This window comes from Olivibacter domesticus (assembly GCF_900109575.1).
Classification (GTDB): domain Bacteria; phylum Bacteroidota; class Bacteroidia; order Sphingobacteriales; family Sphingobacteriaceae; genus Olivibacter; species Olivibacter domesticus.
Window position 1 is genome coordinate 17,334 of record NZ_FOAF01000019.1, and the last position, 16,747, is coordinate 34,080.

The window sequence follows — 16,747 nt, forward strand, 5'->3', positions numbered from 1 at the left end:
TTATAGAAAAGAAGATCCTACCAACGGATCTTCTTTTTTTTATCTTTTTGTATATCAGTTATTTAGTTGAATGGAGGTTTGCTTTTTATTTTTCAACTTTTTATTATTGTTGTTTAAATAACACTTAAAGCGGTTAAAAAATTTTTTTTTCGGAAAAAAGATTATACATTAGCTATTGGTACAATATATTATTAACTATTAACAATTAAAAGGAGTAATATTTTATGGCAAGCATTGAAAAATTCAACGAGCTTAAAAGTTTAATTGAGGGTTTAGATGGTGATGCTGACAAGTTTTTTAACAAAGGAAATAGTGCAGCTGGAACACGTGTTAGGAAGGGTCTTCAAGATGTTAAAAATTTAGCACAATCTATCCGTTTAGAGGTTCAAGAAGCAAAAAATTCCACTTCTAAATAATACCGAATAAACTAGGAAGAAATTGAAAGGTCCGTATCGCGTTAACGATACGGACCTTTATGTTTGAACGTTTAGATAGTCTCGTTGTCGCGGCCATCTCATCTATAAACGGGTTAATTCAATTAATTAAGCAATAACCTTACCATCAATTTCCCGAACGGCTAAGGCGATTTTCTTTTTAGTTTCGTCGCTTACTTCTACCAAGGGTAAACGGACGTAATTGCCACATATGTTAAGTTCCTTAAGCATTTCTTTCACGCCAGCAGGATTACCTTCAATGAAACATAAATCGTCTATCTGTAATAGATCATAATGCAGTTTACGCGCTTCTTCATAATGCCACTCATTGCAAAATTTAACAAGTTGTTGTGTCTGTTTCGGAAAAGCATTGCCAACAACGGTGATAACACCAACCGCACCTAATGACATCATTGGAAGCGTTAATGCATCATCACCAGAAATTAATAAAAAGCCTTCTGGCTTTCTGGCCATTATTCTAGTGAAATGTTCAAAATTTGCCGATGCTTCTTTAACACCAATAATATTAGGAAAGTCATTGGCTAAACGAATGATTGTATCTACGGATACCATGCTGCCTGTTCTTCCCGGAACGTTATAAAGTATGATAGGTAACTCCGTTGCTTGTGCAATAGCTTTATAATGTTGATATATTCCTTCTTGTGTTGGTTTATTATAATACGGACTAACCGATAATATAGCTTGGTACGCAGGATTATTAAATTCCTTTATTTGAGCCACTAGCTCCGCCGTATTATTGCCTCCAAAACCAGCAACCAATGGTACACGCCCGGCAACTTTATCAGCAGTAAAGTCTAATATTTGTTTCTTTTCTTCCTTCGTTAAGGTTGCAACTTCTCCAGTTGTTCCCATACTAACTAGGTAATCCATTCCTCCGTCTATTTGATATTCAATCAGTCTAGACAATCCTTCGAAATCAATACTTCCATCATTATTGAATGGAGTAACTAATGCCACACCGGCACCATGTAGGTTGTTCATTGTTTTTAAATGATTGTTATATTGTGAATTTTGTATTCAGTTTTCAAACCTAATACAAAAATAGCACAATTCGTAAATTTATTCTATCAATTTAATAAGCTCTTCTTCCGAAATAATTGGAATATTTAACTTTTGGGCTTTAGCTAGCTTTGAAGGACCCATTTTATCTCCTGCAACGAGGTAATCGAGCTTGCCGCTTATACTTCCTAAAATCTTGCCACCATTATCTAAAATTAACTGCGTAAGTTCTTCTCTGCTGTACTGCTCAAAAACCCCAGAAATTATGAAAGACTTCTCTACTAGTTTGTTACTGCTCAACTGAATTATTTTTTCCTCCACTTCAAAGTTTAAACCGTTTTCTTTTAGAAATCTAATCTGTTCTAAGTGCAAAGGCTTAGACAGATATTCTCTTACGCTTTCGGCTATTCTTTCACCTATTTCATCTACGGCAGCAATATCTTCTTCGTTGGCCGCAATCACATTATCAATATTTTTAAAGCCGAGAGCGAGCTTCTTAGCAATCGTTTCACCTACATATCGAATCCCCAGTCCGAATAGAACCTTCTCAAAGGGTTTCTGTTTTGATTTTTCGATGCCGTCTAACATGTTTTGAATAGATTTAGCACCGAAACGTTCAATTTGTGATAAAACATCTTGATGACGATGTAGATTATATAAATCGCTCACTCGATTTAATAAGCCTCTTTTATGTAACACTTCTACTGTTTCGTTTCCCATGCCCTCAATATCCATTGCTTTCCGACTAATAAAATGCTGGATTTTTCCTACTATTTGAGGAGGACATCCTTCTTCATTTGGACAATAATATACGGCCTCTCCCTCTTTTCTGATTAAAAGGGTATTACAAGCAGGGCAAGTACTTGGGTATTGTATTTGCTTCGTTTCGGGAACGCGTAAAGAAGTATTCACTGAAGTGATTTTTGGTATAATTTCCCCACCTTTCTCAACGATTACAGTGTCCAGTTCATGCAAATCTAGTCTTGCCATTTCGTTTGCATTGTGTAAAGTTGCACGTTTAACTGTTGTGCCAGATAGTTGCACCGGTTTTAGATTGGCAACGGGGGTAACTGCACCCGTACGACCTACCTGATAACTCACAGATTGTAAGATTGTTTCAACTTCTTCCGCTTTATATTTATAGGAAATAGCCCAACGAGGAGATTTTGCGGTAAATCCCAGTTCGTCTTGCTGTGCATAGCTGTTAACTTTGATGACGATGCCATCTATTTCATAGCTTAAATGGTGTCTCTCTTTTTCCCAATGGTGTATAAATTTAAATACGTCGTCGAGTGAATTACATAATTTCGTGTGCTCACATACGTGAAATCCCCAAGATTTTACGGCATTTAAGCTATCCCAATGGTTCTTGAACTGTTTGTCCCGACCATCCATATATAGGAAATACAGAAAACAGTCCAATGGACGCTTAGCTACTTCCGAAGAATCTTGTAACTTGATCGTTCCGGAAGCAAAGTTACGTGGGTTTGCATAAGGAATTTCTCCGTTTTCTATCCGTTCGTTATTGAGCCTTTCAAAAGCTGCTCTGTGCATGAACACTTCCCCTCTAATTTCAAATACTTCAGGAAAACCATTTTTTCTCAATTTGTTCGGAACACTTTTTATAGTACGTACATTAGTGGTAACCTCATCGCCCTGTGTTCCGTCTCCGCGGGTAACTCCTCTTGTTAGAACTCCATGCTCATAGGTTAGGCTTATGGATAAACCATCGAACTTTAGTTCGCAAACATACTCAAAATCGTCTCCAAGTACTTTACGTACTCTTGCATCAAAGTCGTTCAGTTCACCCTCACTATACGTGTTACTTAATGATAACATGGGCCATTTATGGCGTACTGTCTTGAATTGCTTCGTTATATCCCCACCAACTTTTTGAGTGGGTGAATCTGGATCTAAAAGTGCCGGATATTCTTTCTCCAACGCAGCTAACTCTGATAGTTTTTGGTCAAAATCAAAATCAGATATACTAGGTTGAGCTAAGACATAATATTTGTAATTATGCTCATTTAACTCCTTGATTAACGTTTCTATGCGGTTGGCTACATCAGTTTTTGACATATGCGAAGTTAAGAAATTTCCCTTAGTTTATTAGAACTAGTATTTAAAGCTGAAGTAGGAGGAAGTGTGTTATCAGATTAATTGAGCAAAGGATTAAGCGATAGGAGGTCTATTATACAAAAAGAGCCCTTAAGCAGGGCCCTTTTTATTCATTAAATTTGCGTTTTGGCCTTTTGTAAAGTACAGTGGCTATAACAGTAATTAAAAGTACTCCAACGACTATGTATATAATCGCTTTTGGGGTACTATATTCCTCCCCATCACCGATCGATTGGTTTGCCAATACTAGGTTTGAGTAAATCACTGCCGCCACCACTAATAATAAATTCTTCATTGCCTAATCCCTCCTTAATTTTAATTAAAAACAAAAAACACTAAATGTGATTTTTAGGTTTTTGGTTTGATTTAAAAATAAATATAAGAAAAAGCAAAATGTAAAGCAAATTTTTTAACAATTTTAACTGTTTGTTACACAGTTAAATATGTTTTTAGTGCTCATTTTTTAGGAAATCACGTAATACATATTGCAGTATGCCTCCGTTTTTATAATATTCAACTTCAATTATTGAATCAAATCTGGCGTGTGCATTAAATTCAATATTTTCACCACCCTGTTTTTTTGCAGTTACTTTTAATTGCTTGTGCGGTTGAAGATCATCTGCAAGTCCTTCAATGGTAAAAATTTCGGTTCCATCTAAAGATAAAGAAGCTGCACTGGCGCCTTCGGGAAATTCAAGCGGGGCTATGCCCATACCTACTAAATTACTTCGGTGAATACGTTCGAAACTTTCTGCAATAACGGCCTTAACGCCCAATAAACTGGTTCCTTTTGCTGCCCAATCACGAGAAGAGCCGCTTCCATATTCTTTTCCTGCAAGTATAATGAGCGGTGTATCCTCATGAATGTAGTCCTGCGCAGCATCGTAAATTGATTTAATCTCACCTGAAGGAAAATGAGTAGTAAAACCACCTTCAATATCACTGATTTTGTTCTTAATTCGGACATTAGCAAATGTCCCGCGCATCATTACCTCGTGATTTCCCCTTCTTGATCCATATGAATTAAAATCTTTCACTTCTACTCCTTTTTCCTGCAAGTATTTACCGGCAACACTATCAGATTTAAAAGATCCTGCTGGCGAAATATGGTCGGTAGTGACCGAGTCACCCAGATACAATAGCACTCTTGCTTCTTCAATATCTTTTATTTGTTGTGGTTCGGAACTTATGTCTTTAAAAAATGGCGCTTCCTGAATATAGGTAGATTTACTGTTCCACTCGTAGTTATTACCAGATGGGGCAACCAAGTTTTGCCACTGTTCGTTTCCGTCAAATATCACATCGTATACGTCTTTAAAATCCTGCTGCTTCACAAACGTTTCGACGGCCTTATTGATTTCCTCTTGAGATGGCCATATATCTTTTAGATACACTGGTTCGCCATTGGGATCCAGATTTATAGGGTCGTTCAATATATCCACATCAATTCGTCCAATCAGTGCATAAACAACTACCAGCATAGGAGAAGCAAGGAAGTTCATTTTAACTTGTGGGTGCACGCGTGCTTCGAAGTTTCGATTTCCGCTCAATATAGATGAAACTACTAAATCTGCTTTGTCTATAGCCTCTGCAATGTGAGGAGGGAGGGGACCACTGTTACCGATGCAAGAGGTACAACCATATCCTACATGATGAAATCGAAGTGCTTCAAGGTCTTCCAATAGACCAGACCTTTTTAAATATTCCGTAACTACTTTTGATCCTGGTGCCAAACTTGTCTTTACCCACGATTTCGTTCTCAGTCCTCTTTCTACAGCTTTGCGAGCTACTAAGCCAGCGCCCAACATTACTGCTGGATTTGACGTGTTTGTACAGCTTGTAATGGCTGCAATCACAAGAGACCCATCACTTAACACATATTGCTGGTTATTATTAATGATACGAACGGTTTTTAATTCGTCAGATTTAACTTGTATTTGCGTACTTCCATGACCATTTGCTCCCGCATATTCAGTACCGGATCCCCCTTCGGAAATCCAAGTATTTACCTCTCTATTTTTGTAGGGAATATAGGCACGGCTGTATTCCTCATTTAATAATTCTCCAAATTTTTTAAATAAATCTTTAACCAGAATTTTGTCTTGAGGTCGTTTTGGACCTGCAACCGTTGCCTGAAGTGACCCTAGATCCAGTGTTAAAACGTCTGTGTAAATAATGGCTTCCTCTCCGCTACGCCAAAGCATGTTTTCTTTACAATATGCTTCTACTAAGTCAATATGTTCAGGTGTACGATTCGTGCGTTGCATATAGTCTAAGGTTTGATGATCAATCGGAAAATAGGTAACAGTACAGCCAAATTCTGGAGACATATTTGATATTGTAGCTCTATCTGTTACGGTTAGATGATCTAAACCATTTCCAAAAACTTCAACAAACTTACCTACTACTCCATAATCTCTAAGGAGTTTTGTAATGGCTAAAACCATGTCTGTAGCAGTACATCCTTCCGGTATTTTGCCTGTTAATTTTAAACCAACTACTTGTGGGCAGGTAAAATAAATAGGCTGTCCTAACATTGCTGCTTCTGCTTCGATACCACCTACGCCCCATCCCAATACGCCTATACCATTTACCATTGGTGTGTGTGAATCAGTGCCAACTAAGGTGTCTGGGAAGTACCATTCATCTCGGTCAATAACGCCTTTCGCTAAGTATTCAAGATTTACTTGATGACAAATACCCATGCCTGGCGGAACAACAGTAAAATTATCTAGTCCTTTTTGCGCCCATTTCAATAACTGATATCTTTCTGAATTTCTTTCGTACTCTAATTCAACGTTTTTATTATATGCATAATCGGTTCCGAAATAATCTACCTGTACGGAATGATCAATGACTAAATCAACGGGGATAGCGGGGTTTATTCTATTCCCGTTCTTTCCTTTTCTAATCACTTCTGCTCTGATAGATGCAATATCTACCACTGCCGGTACTCCCGTGAAATCTTGCATTAATACTCTTGCCGGTTTAAACGGGATTTCTTTTTCGGTACCACTAGGGACCCAATTTGTTAATGTTTCGAGATGCTCATCAGTTATAGAAAAGCCATTGTGGTTACGGATTACATTTTCTAAAAGTATGCGGATAGAAAAAGGGAGTAGATCAATTGATTTTCCTTCTGCTTGAAGTTGTGCTAAAGAGGCTATTTTCTTGTCCATTTTTGTTTAGTTTCAGTATTATGATAAAACCTGTCTGCGTCAAAAAAGTTTTATAAATACAAGTTAATGCCGGTTTTTGAATTTAAGATGACTTTCGGAATCTTTGTTAAATAAAAAAGAGGAACAGATTTCCCTATTCCTCTTTTACTGTGTACCGCAAAAATTACTTTAATTCAAATACAACTCTAAATTGATAGTTAATTTTGATTTTTTTGAAGTCAATGTCTAGTGAATCACCCGAAACTGCATCGGCCGCTTGTTCACGCATGGCCATCATTTTATATTGTGGTTGTGGATTGCCAGCGTCTGTGTTATTGTCGTTTACTTCAAGTGCTTTGCCTAATGTGTCGCCCAATGCTTGTGCTAGAACTGTAGCTTTATCACGCGCATTGTTGACTGCCTTGATTCTTAACTCGTTTTTTATTTCTGTCATTTTGCTATGATCGTAACCAGCAATATTTGTAGATTGAATTCCCTTTTCATCTACGCTTGCTAGTATTTCGTTGATAGCATTTAAATTAGCAATTTTAATACGATATTGTTTGCTTGCTAGAAAGCCAGGATCTTTTTTCTTTTTTGGATCATTATAGTTATAGCTGGAAATATCATTAATGGTAAAGTCTTCATCCTTAATGCCTGCCTTTTTTACAGCAGAGGCCAACTGGCGTTCCAATTCATTAATAGTAATTTTGTTTTTATTGCTGTTGTCTTTGAAGTACTCTTTTAATGAGATCGAAACATAAATTATATCAGGTGTAATCTCTTCTTCTGCAGAACCATACACCTCAATTTTTCGCCTTGTGTCTATATTTTGGGCAGATGCGGATAATACAATGGTTCCCAATAACATTGCTGCAATTAACTTCTTCATAGCTAAATTATTAAATTTAATTGTTATATAGTTTTTTGTAGAAACGATTTGGTGAAAGAAAATGCTACAGTATTCGGATTTTATAAAATATTATTCTTCTACTATTTCACTGTTATAACTGGCAGGTTCTTGAATTTCTTCTTTAAAATAGCTTTTTTGAAAAATTAAAATAATAATTACTCCAACGGAAATTGCTGAATCAGCAAGATTGAATACGGGTCTAAAAAATATAAATTCTTCATTTGACCATATGGGGACCCAACTAGGGAAGGTGCCCTTGAGTAAGGGGAAATAAAACATATCCACTACTTTTCCATGAAATAGACTGCTGTAGCCTCCTGCTTCAGGTAAAAATTGCGCTTTATCATACCATGTACTTTCGCTAAATATGATGCCATAAAATGTGGAATCTATTATATTGCCTAAAGCACCGGCGAAGATGAGTGCTACACACATAATTAAACCGCGATGGTATTTGCGTTTAATCATGTAAACAAGCCCATAACCTATGCCGAGTACAGCAAGAATTCTGAAAACGGATAGTGCAAGTTTTCCGCCTTCGCCGCCGAACTCCATGCCAAAGGCCATACCATTGTTTTCTGTAAAATGAATCATGGCGCGATTTCCTAAAATTTTAAATTCTTGGCCTAAGGTCATGTTAAGCTTAACCCAAAATTTAATAATTTGATCGAAAAATATTACCAATAAAATAATGGCGAGAGGTTTGGTGTATCCTTTCATGTATATTGATATGCGGAAAGTAAAATGGTCATCAATTTTTTACGGAAAACAGTAGAAAAGTCCAATTCTCCTTTGATTGATGACCAATTATAATATTTAGTATTGTTTTAATTTAGCCTCCATGCTTAGCGTGGTGTGCGGAACCGCCCTCAACCGCTCTTTCTGTATAAGCTTACCCGTTTCTCTGCAAATTCCGTATGTCTTATTCTCTATCCTTACTAAAGCGGCTTCTAAATTGTCAATAAACTTTTTTTGACGAGCTGCTAGTTGATTAATTTGTTCCTTCTCTAATGTAGCTGAGCCGTCCTCGAGTGTTTTGAAGGTGCCTGCAGTATCATCCGTTCCATTGCTGTTAGGGCTACTCAAAGACTTTGCTAGCGACGCTAATTCTTCTTTAGCTACACGAAGCTTTTCCAAAATAATTTCTTTAAATTCTTGCAATTCTGCATCACTGTAACGTGTCTTTTCTGTGTTTTCCATTTTTCGATTTTTTTACAGGAATTTAAATCTATTGAAGGAGTTCAAAATTGCTCATTCATCTAACCATTATAGATTTTCTTACCTTACACTTTTTCAATTAATACATTTAACTCAGTCGTTTCTATTTCAACACGCTCTCCAACGGTCAAGTTATTATCTACTTTAAACGAGTTGGCTAAGATCTCCGTGCTAATATAGGATAAATTATTTTTAATCGCATCAGCAATAATTGAACTATTACTAACAGTAACATTTATTTTATCGGTCACTTCGAACTTTAATTCTTTTCGAAGTGTTTGTATACGATTTATCAACTCCCTTGCTATTCCTTCGTTTTTAAGTGATGTGCTTATATTTACATCAAGTGCTACCGTTAGCTTGTCTATATTGGCTACTTGCCAACCTGCAACGTCTTCAGCTATGATTTCTACATCTTCAAGTGTTATTATATGCGATGTGTTAGGGATAGCATAGCTGCCAGATTTTTCAAGTTGATCTATTTCACTTTCTCCAAACGTATTAATAACTCCCGAAACTAATTTCATATCCTTACCAACTTTCGGGCCAAGAGTTTTAAAATTTGGTTTAATCTTTTTACGTATAATACCTGAGGTGTCTTCGATAAATTCAATTTCCTTAATATTCGTTTCGGATAATATTAAGTCTTTTACTTTTTCAACCTTTGTGCTGAATGTGTCATCTAACACTGGAAGTAAAATTTTGTTTAGTGGCTGACGAACATTTATACCAACTTTTTTACGAAGCGACAAGGTAAGCGAGGAAATATCCTGGGCCAGTGTCATACGCTCTTCTAGCGGTTTATCAACGAGTTCCTCATGGTAAACGGGATAATTAGATAAATGCACCGATTCTGAATGATCTTTCCCTGTTACTGAGTTTAGATCGAGAAATAATTGATCACTAAAAAATGGTGCAATAGGTGCCATAAGTTTAGCTATTGTATCCAAACAGTTATATAATGTTTGATACGCTGATATTTTGTCTGCAGTATACTCGCCCTTCCAGAATCGACGGCGGCATAATCTAACATACCAATTACTTAAGTGCTCATCAACGAAGTTCTGAATAGCACGTGCTGCTTTGGTCGGTTCAAAATCGGCATAATATACATCAATCTCTTTTGTTAAACTATTGAGTAAAGAAACAATCCAGCGATCAATTTCAGGACGGTCTTTAATCGCTATATCTGCCTCTTCGTAGGAGAAATTGTCGATATTAGCATAGAGTGCAAAGAAAGCATATGTATTATATAGTGTGCCAAAAAATTTTCTTCGCACTTCATCTAAACCTTCTTCATTAAATTTTAGATTGTCCCACGGCGCAGCATTGCTGATCATGTACCAACGAGTAGCATCAGCGCTGTATTTTTCTATCGTAACAAATGGATCTACAGCATTTCCTAGCCTTTTGGACATTTTATTGCCGTTTTTATCTAATACCAAGCCATTGGATACAACATTTTTAAATGCCACTGAATCACAAAGCATTGTAGCAATAGCATGTAGCGTAAAAAACCATCCCCTTGTTTGATCTACCCCTTCTGCTATAAAATCTGCTGGATAGGCACCTGTAAATCCGTCTTTAAAAGGAAGTTTGTCTCCCTTGGCAAGTTTGTCGTGATCTAGCCCCCACTGTGCATAGGGCATGGAGCCTGAATCAAACCAAACATCAATTAAATCGGGTTCTCTAAATAACTTTTGGTTATTGTCGGAAACCAATACAATATCATCAACGTATGGACGGTGTAAATCAAATTTATCAGCATCTAAATTATTAAGATAGGTCCGAAGTTTTTCGCTTTCTTCTCTATCTAAAACATTCGTTGTTAAACTATAGCTAATCCGTTCACGTAATTCCGGAATTGAGCCTATACAAATTTCTTCGTTTTCATCTTCAGAGCGCCAGATGGGAAGTGGTGTACCCCAATACCTTGACCGTGACAGGTTCCAGTCGACTAGATTTTCTAGCCAGTTCCCAAATCGTCCTGTTCCCGTTGCTTCGGGTTTCCAGTTGATCGTTTTATTTAATTCAACTAGCCTGTTTTTTACTGCTGTTGTTTTTATAAACCAGCTGTCTAAAGGATAATAAAGCACCGGCTTATCTGTTCTCCAACAATGCGGATAACTGTGTTCATATTTTTTAACATCAAAGGCCTTATTATCCTCTTTAAGTTTGATAGCAATAAGTACATCTGTTGGTTTAAAATCAGCTGCTGATCGTTCCTCATCACTATAATATTCTTCCTTAACGAAACGATATGCAAAATCAGTTATTTCCTTAACAAAACGACCTCTTTTATCAACAATGGGTACATCTTTGCCATTCTCGTCCTTTACAAAAACTCCCGGTACTCCATTCTCCTGACAGGCACGAAAGTCATCCGCGCCAAATGTAGCAGCGGCATGTACAATGCCCGTTCCATCTTCGGTAGTTACAAAATCTCCAGCAATAACACGAAAGGCGTTGTTTTGTAAATCTTCGTTCGTAACATAAGGTAAAAGCTGCTCGTACCTTAAATTTAACAAATCTTGCCCTTTAAATGTTGCTGCTTTTTCCCAGGGAATTAATTTATCTCCCTCTTTATATTGTTGAAACGGCAAATCTTGCGCTTCTTTCTTAAAATATTTATCTACGAGGTTTTTTGCTAAAACAACGCTGATAGGTTCATACGTATATTGATTGAAAGTACGAACTTTTACATAGTCAATATTTTTGCCCACAACGAGCGCACAATTGGCAGGAAGTGTCCAAGGTGTTGTTGTCCAAGCTATAAAGGAAGTATCTTCTCCATCCTCTTCAAATAATTGCGGAATTAAAGGGTGTACCTGGTCTTTAACAATTCTGAATTCAGCAATGATTGTTGTATCCTTTACAGGCTTGTAAGTACCAGGTTGATTTAGCTCGTGAGAGCTCAATCCAGTGCCGGCAGCTGGTGAATAAGGTTGGATCGTATAACCCTTGTAAAGTAAGTTCTTGTTATAAAGTTCTTTTAGAATCCACCATAGGGTTTCGATATATTCATTTTGATAGGTTATGTAAGGAGCTTTTAAATCTACCCAGTACCCCATCTTTTCTGTTAAATCGTTCCATACGTCTGTATAGCGCATTACTTCACGTCTACATGCATCATTGTATTCTTCAACGGAAATTTTTTTACCAATATCGTCTTTTGTTATGCCAAGTGTTTTTTCGACAGCTAATTCAATAGGAAGTCCGTGTGTATCCCAGCCGCCTTTTCTCTTAACTTGAAATCCCTTCAGGGTTTTATACCTGCAAAATATATCTTTAATCGTACGCGCCATAACATGATGTATACCAGGCATACCGTTTGCCGATGGAGGTCCTTCGTAAAATGTATAGGGTTTTGCCGCCGGCCTATTGGTAATGCTTTTTTCAAAAATTTGTTTTGCTTGCCAATTAGCCAATATGCTGGCACCTATATTCGGGAGATCGAGCTGTTTATATTCCTTGTACATCAGTGTATTAATTCCAAAAATTTAAGGATGCAAAGTTAAGGTTTTAAGCTGAGAAGTGGAAGTGCTGAAACTTAATATATATCTTTTAGCCAGCTAGGCAAACAATGGTTTGAGCGTGTTGAGCTTAGAGAATGTGGAATATTATTTGTTATCTTTAACAAGAAGTTCACTATTAGCAGGCATAAATATGAATAAATATTTAAAGAGAGGAATTGGCATTACCCTCGTTGGGATAGCACTAATTGTATTGGGAATGTATTTAAAAAGAGTTGAGAGCGGCCTCTATGGTATTACGTTAATAGTTGGCGTCGTAACATTTGGAGTAGGTTTTGTAACGATTGTGTATAGCTTGATTAGAAAGATCGAGCGACAAAGTATTTTGGATACGAGGAATAAGCAATCTAATGATGAATAACAGGTATTTTATAGATGCACTGCGTGCGGCAGTTGAAGGTATAACGCAATCTTTCAAAAGCGAGCGGAATTTTAGAATTCATAGTATCGCTGCTGCTGGTGCTGTTTTATTTGGTTTTCTATTTCATTTGACCGCAGAAGAGTGGTGTTGGATTGTTTTATCAATTGCGGTAGTATTGCTAACTGAACTGGTTAATACAGCACTGGAAGCTTTAACGGATTTAGTTATGCCTGATTATCATGATTTGGCGAAAAAAGCAAAGGATGCAGCAGCAGGTGCTGTACTTATCGCTGCAATTTTCTCATTGACCTGCGGAAGTATCATTTTTTTACCTAAACTTGTAAGTTTAATTCGATAATTCTTTTTGAAGTGTTGCATAAAACTAGAGGTATTGTTCTTCGAACAACTCCTTACGCTGAAAGCAGTGTAGTGGTTCAGGTTTTTACAGAAAAATTTGGCGTACAATCTTATCTTGTTAATGGCGTCAAAAAAGCTAAGGCAAAAATAAGTATAAACGTTTTGCAGCCATTACATTTGCTCGAACTTGTCGTATATCAGAAAAATTCTGGTGGACTTCAGCGAATGGCTGAGGCAAGGCAATTGCCTCCCTTTCAACGCATACCGTACGATATCATAAAAAGTTCTTTGGTGCTGTTTTTGAATGAGATGCTTTATAAAAGTGTTAAGCAGCAAGGTCCTGACGATGCCATGTTTGAATTTGTATTTAATGCGGTTAATTGGTTAGATTCTTCTGAGAGAACTCCTGTCAATTTTCACCTTTATTTTCTTCTTAAGTTTACCCGATATTTAGGTTTTTTTCCGGCGCCTCAAGAATTAGGGCAACATTTTTTTGATTTAAAGGATGGCGTATTCACTAGTTATCCACCTAATCATTCATTGGTTCTGCACGAACCTCATACAAGCCAATGGGCTTCCATCTTAACCAGTCGGCTTACAACGCTGGAAAATGTAAAAATTTCCAACACTGATAGAAGAGTGCTGCTACATAAACTAATTGATTTTTATCGTCTCCACATTGATAATGTAGGTGACATAAAGTCTTGTGAAATCTTAGAGGAAGTACTTGGTTAATGATTTTTTAATATAAGTTGAATTTTTTTAATATAGCATGTGTGATTTTTTATTTACTAAACAAACTTTTTTAAGAATAACACTATTCAATTTTTTTGTATTTTATTCGCTTGGCTCTTTGAGCGCGCAGGAAATTTCCACATATGCGCATGCTGAATTAATAAAGAAGCACATAAATAACTTAGCAGCGGATAAAATGAAGGGAAGGGGCACAGGGAGCCGAGAGATAAACCGAGCGGCAAAATATATTGAGAAGTACTTCGAAAAGTATAAATTAAAACCACTTGGATCAAAAGGGTATAAACAACCCTTTATTGCAAAGGTAACTAAGGTTGTGGTTAAAGATAGCCTGCGAAAAGCGAATAATCTAATAGGCTTTTTGGATAATAATGCACCCTATACAATTATAGTAGGTGCACACTATGATCACCTTGGTTTAGGAAAACAAGGAAGCTCCAAAGATTCATTGCCTGAGGGGAAAATTCATAATGGAGCAGATGATAATGCTTCGGGTGTTGCAGGCTTACTCGAATTAGCAAGGTACTTTTCTCAAAACGATGTAAAAGAAAATCTTAACATACTTTTTATTGCTTTTTCAGGTGAAGAACTCGGGTTGCTAGGTTCTAAATATTATGTCAATCATCCGGTTATACCACTTGATAAGATAAGTTTTATGTTGAATATGGATATGATTGGGCGCTATAATGCCGAAAGGGGCGTTGGGGTGGGAGGATTCGGAACAAGTGATAAATGGCCGAGTATTTTCGAAGGGGTCGAGACTGATGTTAAATTTTTTACAGATAATGCCGGTAGCGGCGGTTCTGATCATGGGTCTTTTTATGCCAAGGGTATTCCGGTATTATTTTTTCATACTGGAGACCATCCCGATTACCATAAGCCATCTGACACATCGGAAAAAATTGATTCGGAAAGCGAGGCCAAAATTATTGATTTTGAAATACGTTTGTTACTTAATGGTATGAAAGAAAATAAGCTTAACTTTACGAAAGTTAACTGATGATTGTTGAATATCAAAATTAGAACTATATGAAATTTGGACAGGTAGAAGACCCGAGCAAAATTGATTTTTCACTACCTTCAACTCATCCGGATACATATGCGCTGCTCGAAAAAGCCGGAAATGGTACGGACATTTTTGAAGTATTTGTGGGATGTGCGAAATGGAATAAACAGGATTTAAAGGGGTTTTATCCACGTGGAACAAAGGATGAATTATCGTATTATGCATCCCAATTCAATGCTATTGAGTTAAATGCTACTTTTTATAATTCTCCGGATAAACAACAAGTAGATGTATGGAAAAATAAGGTGCCAGAGGGCTTCAAGTTTTTCCCAAAGATACCCAATACTGTTAGTCATTTTAGGCGGCTTGTGAATTCAAAAGAGCCAACAGAAGCTTTCTGCGATGCGATCAGCTTTTTTGAGGATAAATTAGGTATGACGTTTTTACAGATGCATGATAACTTTAAACCTAGCCAGTTCGATCGATTAAAGGAATATGTTACCTCTTTTCCAAAAGGTATACCTTTAGCAATTGAGGTTAGAAATGAAGAGTGGTTTGCCGATAAAGATGCGAGTGAAAAATATTTCTCACTGTTAGAGAAAGAAAAGGTTGCTAATGTTGTGGTTGATACTGCCGGTAGAAGAGATTTGTTACATATGCGCTTAACAACCCCTCAGGCTTTTGTTCGATATGTAGGGGCTAACCATAAAAGTGATTACGCTCGTTTAGATGATTGGATCGATCGTATTAAAGAATGGAGAGATAAGGGGCTTAAGTCACTTTATTTTTTTGTACATCAAAATATAGAGAAGGAATCTCCTTTACTTTCGGCGTATTTTATTGAGAAACTTAATCTGGCTTTTCACTTGGATTTAAAGTTGCCAGCTAGTCAAATTGATATGAATCAACAACAGGCCTCTCTTCACTTAAAGTAAGTGTGATTATCTAAAAGAGAAGGCCAGTGTAACTAACCGGCCTTCTCTTTTAGAATCGTTTGTTTAACTCATCTTGCAAACGTCTATTTAACTTTTGTTCGCGTTCCATTGATTTTTTGCGGTGTTGGTCAAACTCTTCCTTCAATTCGTCAAGCGTTTTCTTAGCGTCTGCTGTTACGGTATGACTTTGCCTATAACGATAAACATAAAAAAGAAGTGCAAACATTAATATACCTATTAAACACCATACAAAAGTGTTATATGTGCTTTTGGATAAAAGTATACCTAGGAAACTGAAGCTTTCCTTTTGGTCTCTAGTGGTTTTAAGCTCCTGATTTATTTGAATTAAACTATCTTTCAAAGAAGAAACCTCATTATCGTGATTGTTTAAGGTAGTGTTTACATTGCTTAATTTAGATTGCATCCCTTTCAGGGAGTCGACTATATTTTTTTCTAATTTTTCTAAAGAAGTCTTTTTTACAACCTTATATTCCTGGTAGTTATTAGAGGATTTGTTTATGTAGTCAAATTGACTTGCAATAGTACCCCCATTTAACGAATTATGAGGAGTGGCGAATGGTGTATTGACTGTTTTTGATTGGTTACTTTTGTTATCGCTAGGAGTGGATTGGGCTAAAGAGAAGAGAGGAAAGGCTATTATCGATGCGATTAATATAATTTTTTGTTTTTGCATAGTATGTAAAAGGTTTTAATGTTTTTACTTTTTCGCAAATATACAGATCCTAATTACGGAGACCTAAAAAAAAGTAAGAAAGCTGATAAGGCTTATTATAGGATGAACATATATAGTATTTATATGCATAAAAAAAGCACTTAAAAATGCTTTTAAGTGCTTTAGATATGGTGGAGGCTACTGGATTCGAACCAGTGACCCTCTGCTTGTAAGGCAGATGCTCTGAACCAGCTGAGCTAAGCCTCCT

General features: G+C 36.7%; 15 protein-coding genes and 1 tRNA gene. 6 read left to right on the forward strand and 10 right to left on the reverse strand.

The features are described from left to right. Window positions 1-224: 224 nt before the first annotated feature. A complete protein-coding gene (locus tag BMY50_RS27675) occupies window positions 225-416 on the forward strand; it encodes a histone H1 (RefSeq protein WP_093332961.1) in 192 nt (63 codons plus the stop codon). A gap of 126 nt (window positions 417-542) precedes the next feature. Here BMY50_RS27675 and dapA read toward each other — a convergent pair whose 3' ends face one another. From dapA to ileS, 8 genes are all read right to left on the reverse strand, one after another. Further along, on the reverse strand, window positions 543-1,436 hold the full coding sequence (gene dapA, locus BMY50_RS27680; RefSeq protein ID WP_093332963.1) for a 4-hydroxy-tetrahydrodipicolinate synthase: 894 nt from the start codon (window positions 1,434-1,436) through the stop codon (window positions 543-545). Between the two features lie 78 nt (window positions 1,437-1,514). Continuing rightward, a complete protein-coding gene (ligA, locus tag BMY50_RS27685; protein ID WP_093332965.1) occupies window positions 1,515-3,533 on the reverse strand; it encodes an NAD-dependent DNA ligase LigA in 2,019 nt (672 codons plus the stop codon). Between the two features lie 145 nt (window positions 3,534-3,678). Next, window positions 3,679-3,867, reverse strand: a complete 189-nt coding sequence (locus tag BMY50_RS27690) for a hypothetical protein (RefSeq protein WP_093332968.1) — start codon at window positions 3,865-3,867, stop codon at window positions 3,679-3,681. A gap of 154 nt (window positions 3,868-4,021) precedes the next feature. Next, window positions 4,022-6,751: an aconitate hydratase AcnA gene (acnA, locus tag BMY50_RS27695; protein WP_093332970.1), complete on the reverse strand. Its 2,730-nt coding sequence runs from the start codon at window positions 6,749-6,751 to the stop codon at window positions 4,022-4,024. 163 nt (window positions 6,752-6,914) lie between these two features. Beyond that, window positions 6,915-7,622 (reverse strand): SIMPL domain-containing protein, encoded by a 708-nt coding sequence (locus BMY50_RS27700; protein WP_093332972.1) that lies wholly within the window; start codon window positions 7,620-7,622, stop codon window positions 6,915-6,917. Between the two features lie 90 nt (window positions 7,623-7,712). Beyond that, window positions 7,713-8,363, reverse strand: coding sequence for a lipoprotein signal peptidase (locus BMY50_RS27705; protein WP_093332975.1), 651 nt, complete (start codon window positions 8,361-8,363; stop codon window positions 7,713-7,715). A gap of 96 nt (window positions 8,364-8,459) precedes the next feature. Next, window positions 8,460-8,843, reverse strand: coding sequence for a TraR/DksA family transcriptional regulator (locus BMY50_RS27710; RefSeq protein WP_093332977.1), 384 nt, complete (start codon window positions 8,841-8,843; stop codon window positions 8,460-8,462). Between the two features lie 83 nt (window positions 8,844-8,926). After that, entirely contained in the window at window positions 8,927-12,340 is a 3,414-nt protein-coding gene (ileS, locus tag BMY50_RS27715) for an isoleucine--tRNA ligase (RefSeq protein WP_093332980.1), read from the reverse strand. 187 nt (window positions 12,341-12,527) lie between these two features. Here ileS and BMY50_RS27720 point away from each other — a divergent pair, with 187 nt between their 5' ends. From BMY50_RS27720 to BMY50_RS27740, 5 genes are all read left to right on the forward strand, one after another. Next, entirely contained in the window at window positions 12,528-12,755 is a 228-nt protein-coding gene (locus tag BMY50_RS27720; RefSeq protein ID WP_093332982.1) for a signal peptidase, read from the forward strand. After that, window positions 12,745-13,113: a diacylglycerol kinase family protein gene (locus BMY50_RS27725; protein WP_093332985.1), complete on the forward strand. Its 369-nt coding sequence runs from the start codon at window positions 12,745-12,747 to the stop codon at window positions 13,111-13,113. The genes BMY50_RS27720 and BMY50_RS27725 overlap by 11 nt, the downstream gene beginning before the upstream one ends. An 11-nt stretch (window positions 13,114-13,124) precedes the next feature. Next, window positions 13,125-13,847 carry a DNA repair protein RecO gene (gene recO, locus BMY50_RS27730; RefSeq protein WP_093332989.1) on the forward strand — a complete coding sequence of 241 codons (723 nt, stop codon included), beginning with the start codon at window positions 13,125-13,127 and terminating at the stop codon, window positions 13,845-13,847. Window positions 13,848-13,965: 118 nt separating this feature from the next. Beyond that, window positions 13,966-14,865, forward strand: a complete 900-nt coding sequence (locus BMY50_RS27735) for a M20/M25/M40 family metallo-hydrolase (protein ID WP_238383909.1) — start codon at window positions 13,966-13,968, stop codon at window positions 14,863-14,865. Window positions 14,866-14,894: 29 nt separating this feature from the next. Continuing rightward, the gene (locus BMY50_RS27740; protein ID WP_093332995.1) at window positions 14,895-15,806 is read left to right on the forward strand and encodes a DUF72 domain-containing protein; all 912 of its coding nucleotides are present in this window, start codon (window positions 14,895-14,897) and stop codon (window positions 15,804-15,806) included. 49 nt (window positions 15,807-15,855) lie between these two features. On the opposite strand, the gene BMY50_RS27745 is transcribed toward BMY50_RS27740, so the two are convergent. Next, window positions 15,856-16,500 carry a hypothetical protein gene (locus BMY50_RS27745; RefSeq protein ID WP_202907953.1) on the reverse strand — a complete coding sequence of 215 codons (645 nt, stop codon included), beginning with the start codon at window positions 16,498-16,500 and terminating at the stop codon, window positions 15,856-15,858. Between the two features lie 168 nt (window positions 16,501-16,668). Next, window positions 16,669-16,746: transfer RNA gene (locus BMY50_RS27750), tRNA-Val, on the reverse strand. Between the last annotated feature and the right edge of the window lies 1 nt (window position 16,747).

Coding starts and splice junctions, on each gene's coding strand:
- BMY50_RS27675 (WP_093332961.1), top strand. CDS start 225: ATGGCAAGCATTGAAAAATTCAACGAGCTTAAAAGTTTAATTGAGGGT.
- dapA (WP_093332963.1), bottom strand. CDS start 1,436: ATGAACAACCTACATGGTGCCGGTGTGGCATTAGTTACTCCATTCAAT.
- ligA (WP_093332965.1), bottom strand. CDS start 3,533: ATGTCAAAAACTGATGTAGCCAACCGCATAGAAACGTTAATCAAGGAG.
- BMY50_RS27690 (WP_093332968.1), bottom strand. CDS start 3,867: ATGAAGAATTTATTATTAGTGGTGGCGGCAGTGATTTACTCAAACCTA.
- acnA (WP_093332970.1), bottom strand. CDS start 6,751: ATGGACAAGAAAATAGCCTCTTTAGCACAACTTCAAGCAGAAGGAAAA.
- BMY50_RS27700 (WP_093332972.1), bottom strand. CDS start 7,622: ATGAAGAAGTTAATTGCAGCAATGTTATTGGGAACCATTGTATTATCC.
- BMY50_RS27705 (WP_093332975.1), bottom strand. CDS start 8,363: ATGAAAGGATACACCAAACCTCTCGCCATTATTTTATTGGTAATATTT.
- BMY50_RS27710 (WP_093332977.1), bottom strand. CDS start 8,843: ATGGAAAACACAGAAAAGACACGTTACAGTGATGCAGAATTGCAAGAA.
- ileS (WP_093332980.1), bottom strand. CDS start 12,340: ATGTACAAGGAATATAAACAGCTCGATCTCCCGAATATAGGTGCCAGC.
- BMY50_RS27720 (WP_093332982.1), top strand. CDS start 12,528: ATGAATAAATATTTAAAGAGAGGAATTGGCATTACCCTCGTTGGGATA.
- BMY50_RS27725 (WP_093332985.1), top strand. CDS start 12,745: ATGATGAATAACAGGTATTTTATAGATGCACTGCGTGCGGCAGTTGAA.
- BMY50_RS27740 (WP_093332995.1), top strand. CDS start 14,895: ATGAAATTTGGACAGGTAGAAGACCCGAGCAAAATTGATTTTTCACTA.
- BMY50_RS27745 (WP_202907953.1), bottom strand. CDS start 16,500: ATGCAAAAACAAAAAATTATATTAATCGCATCGATAATAGCCTTTCCT.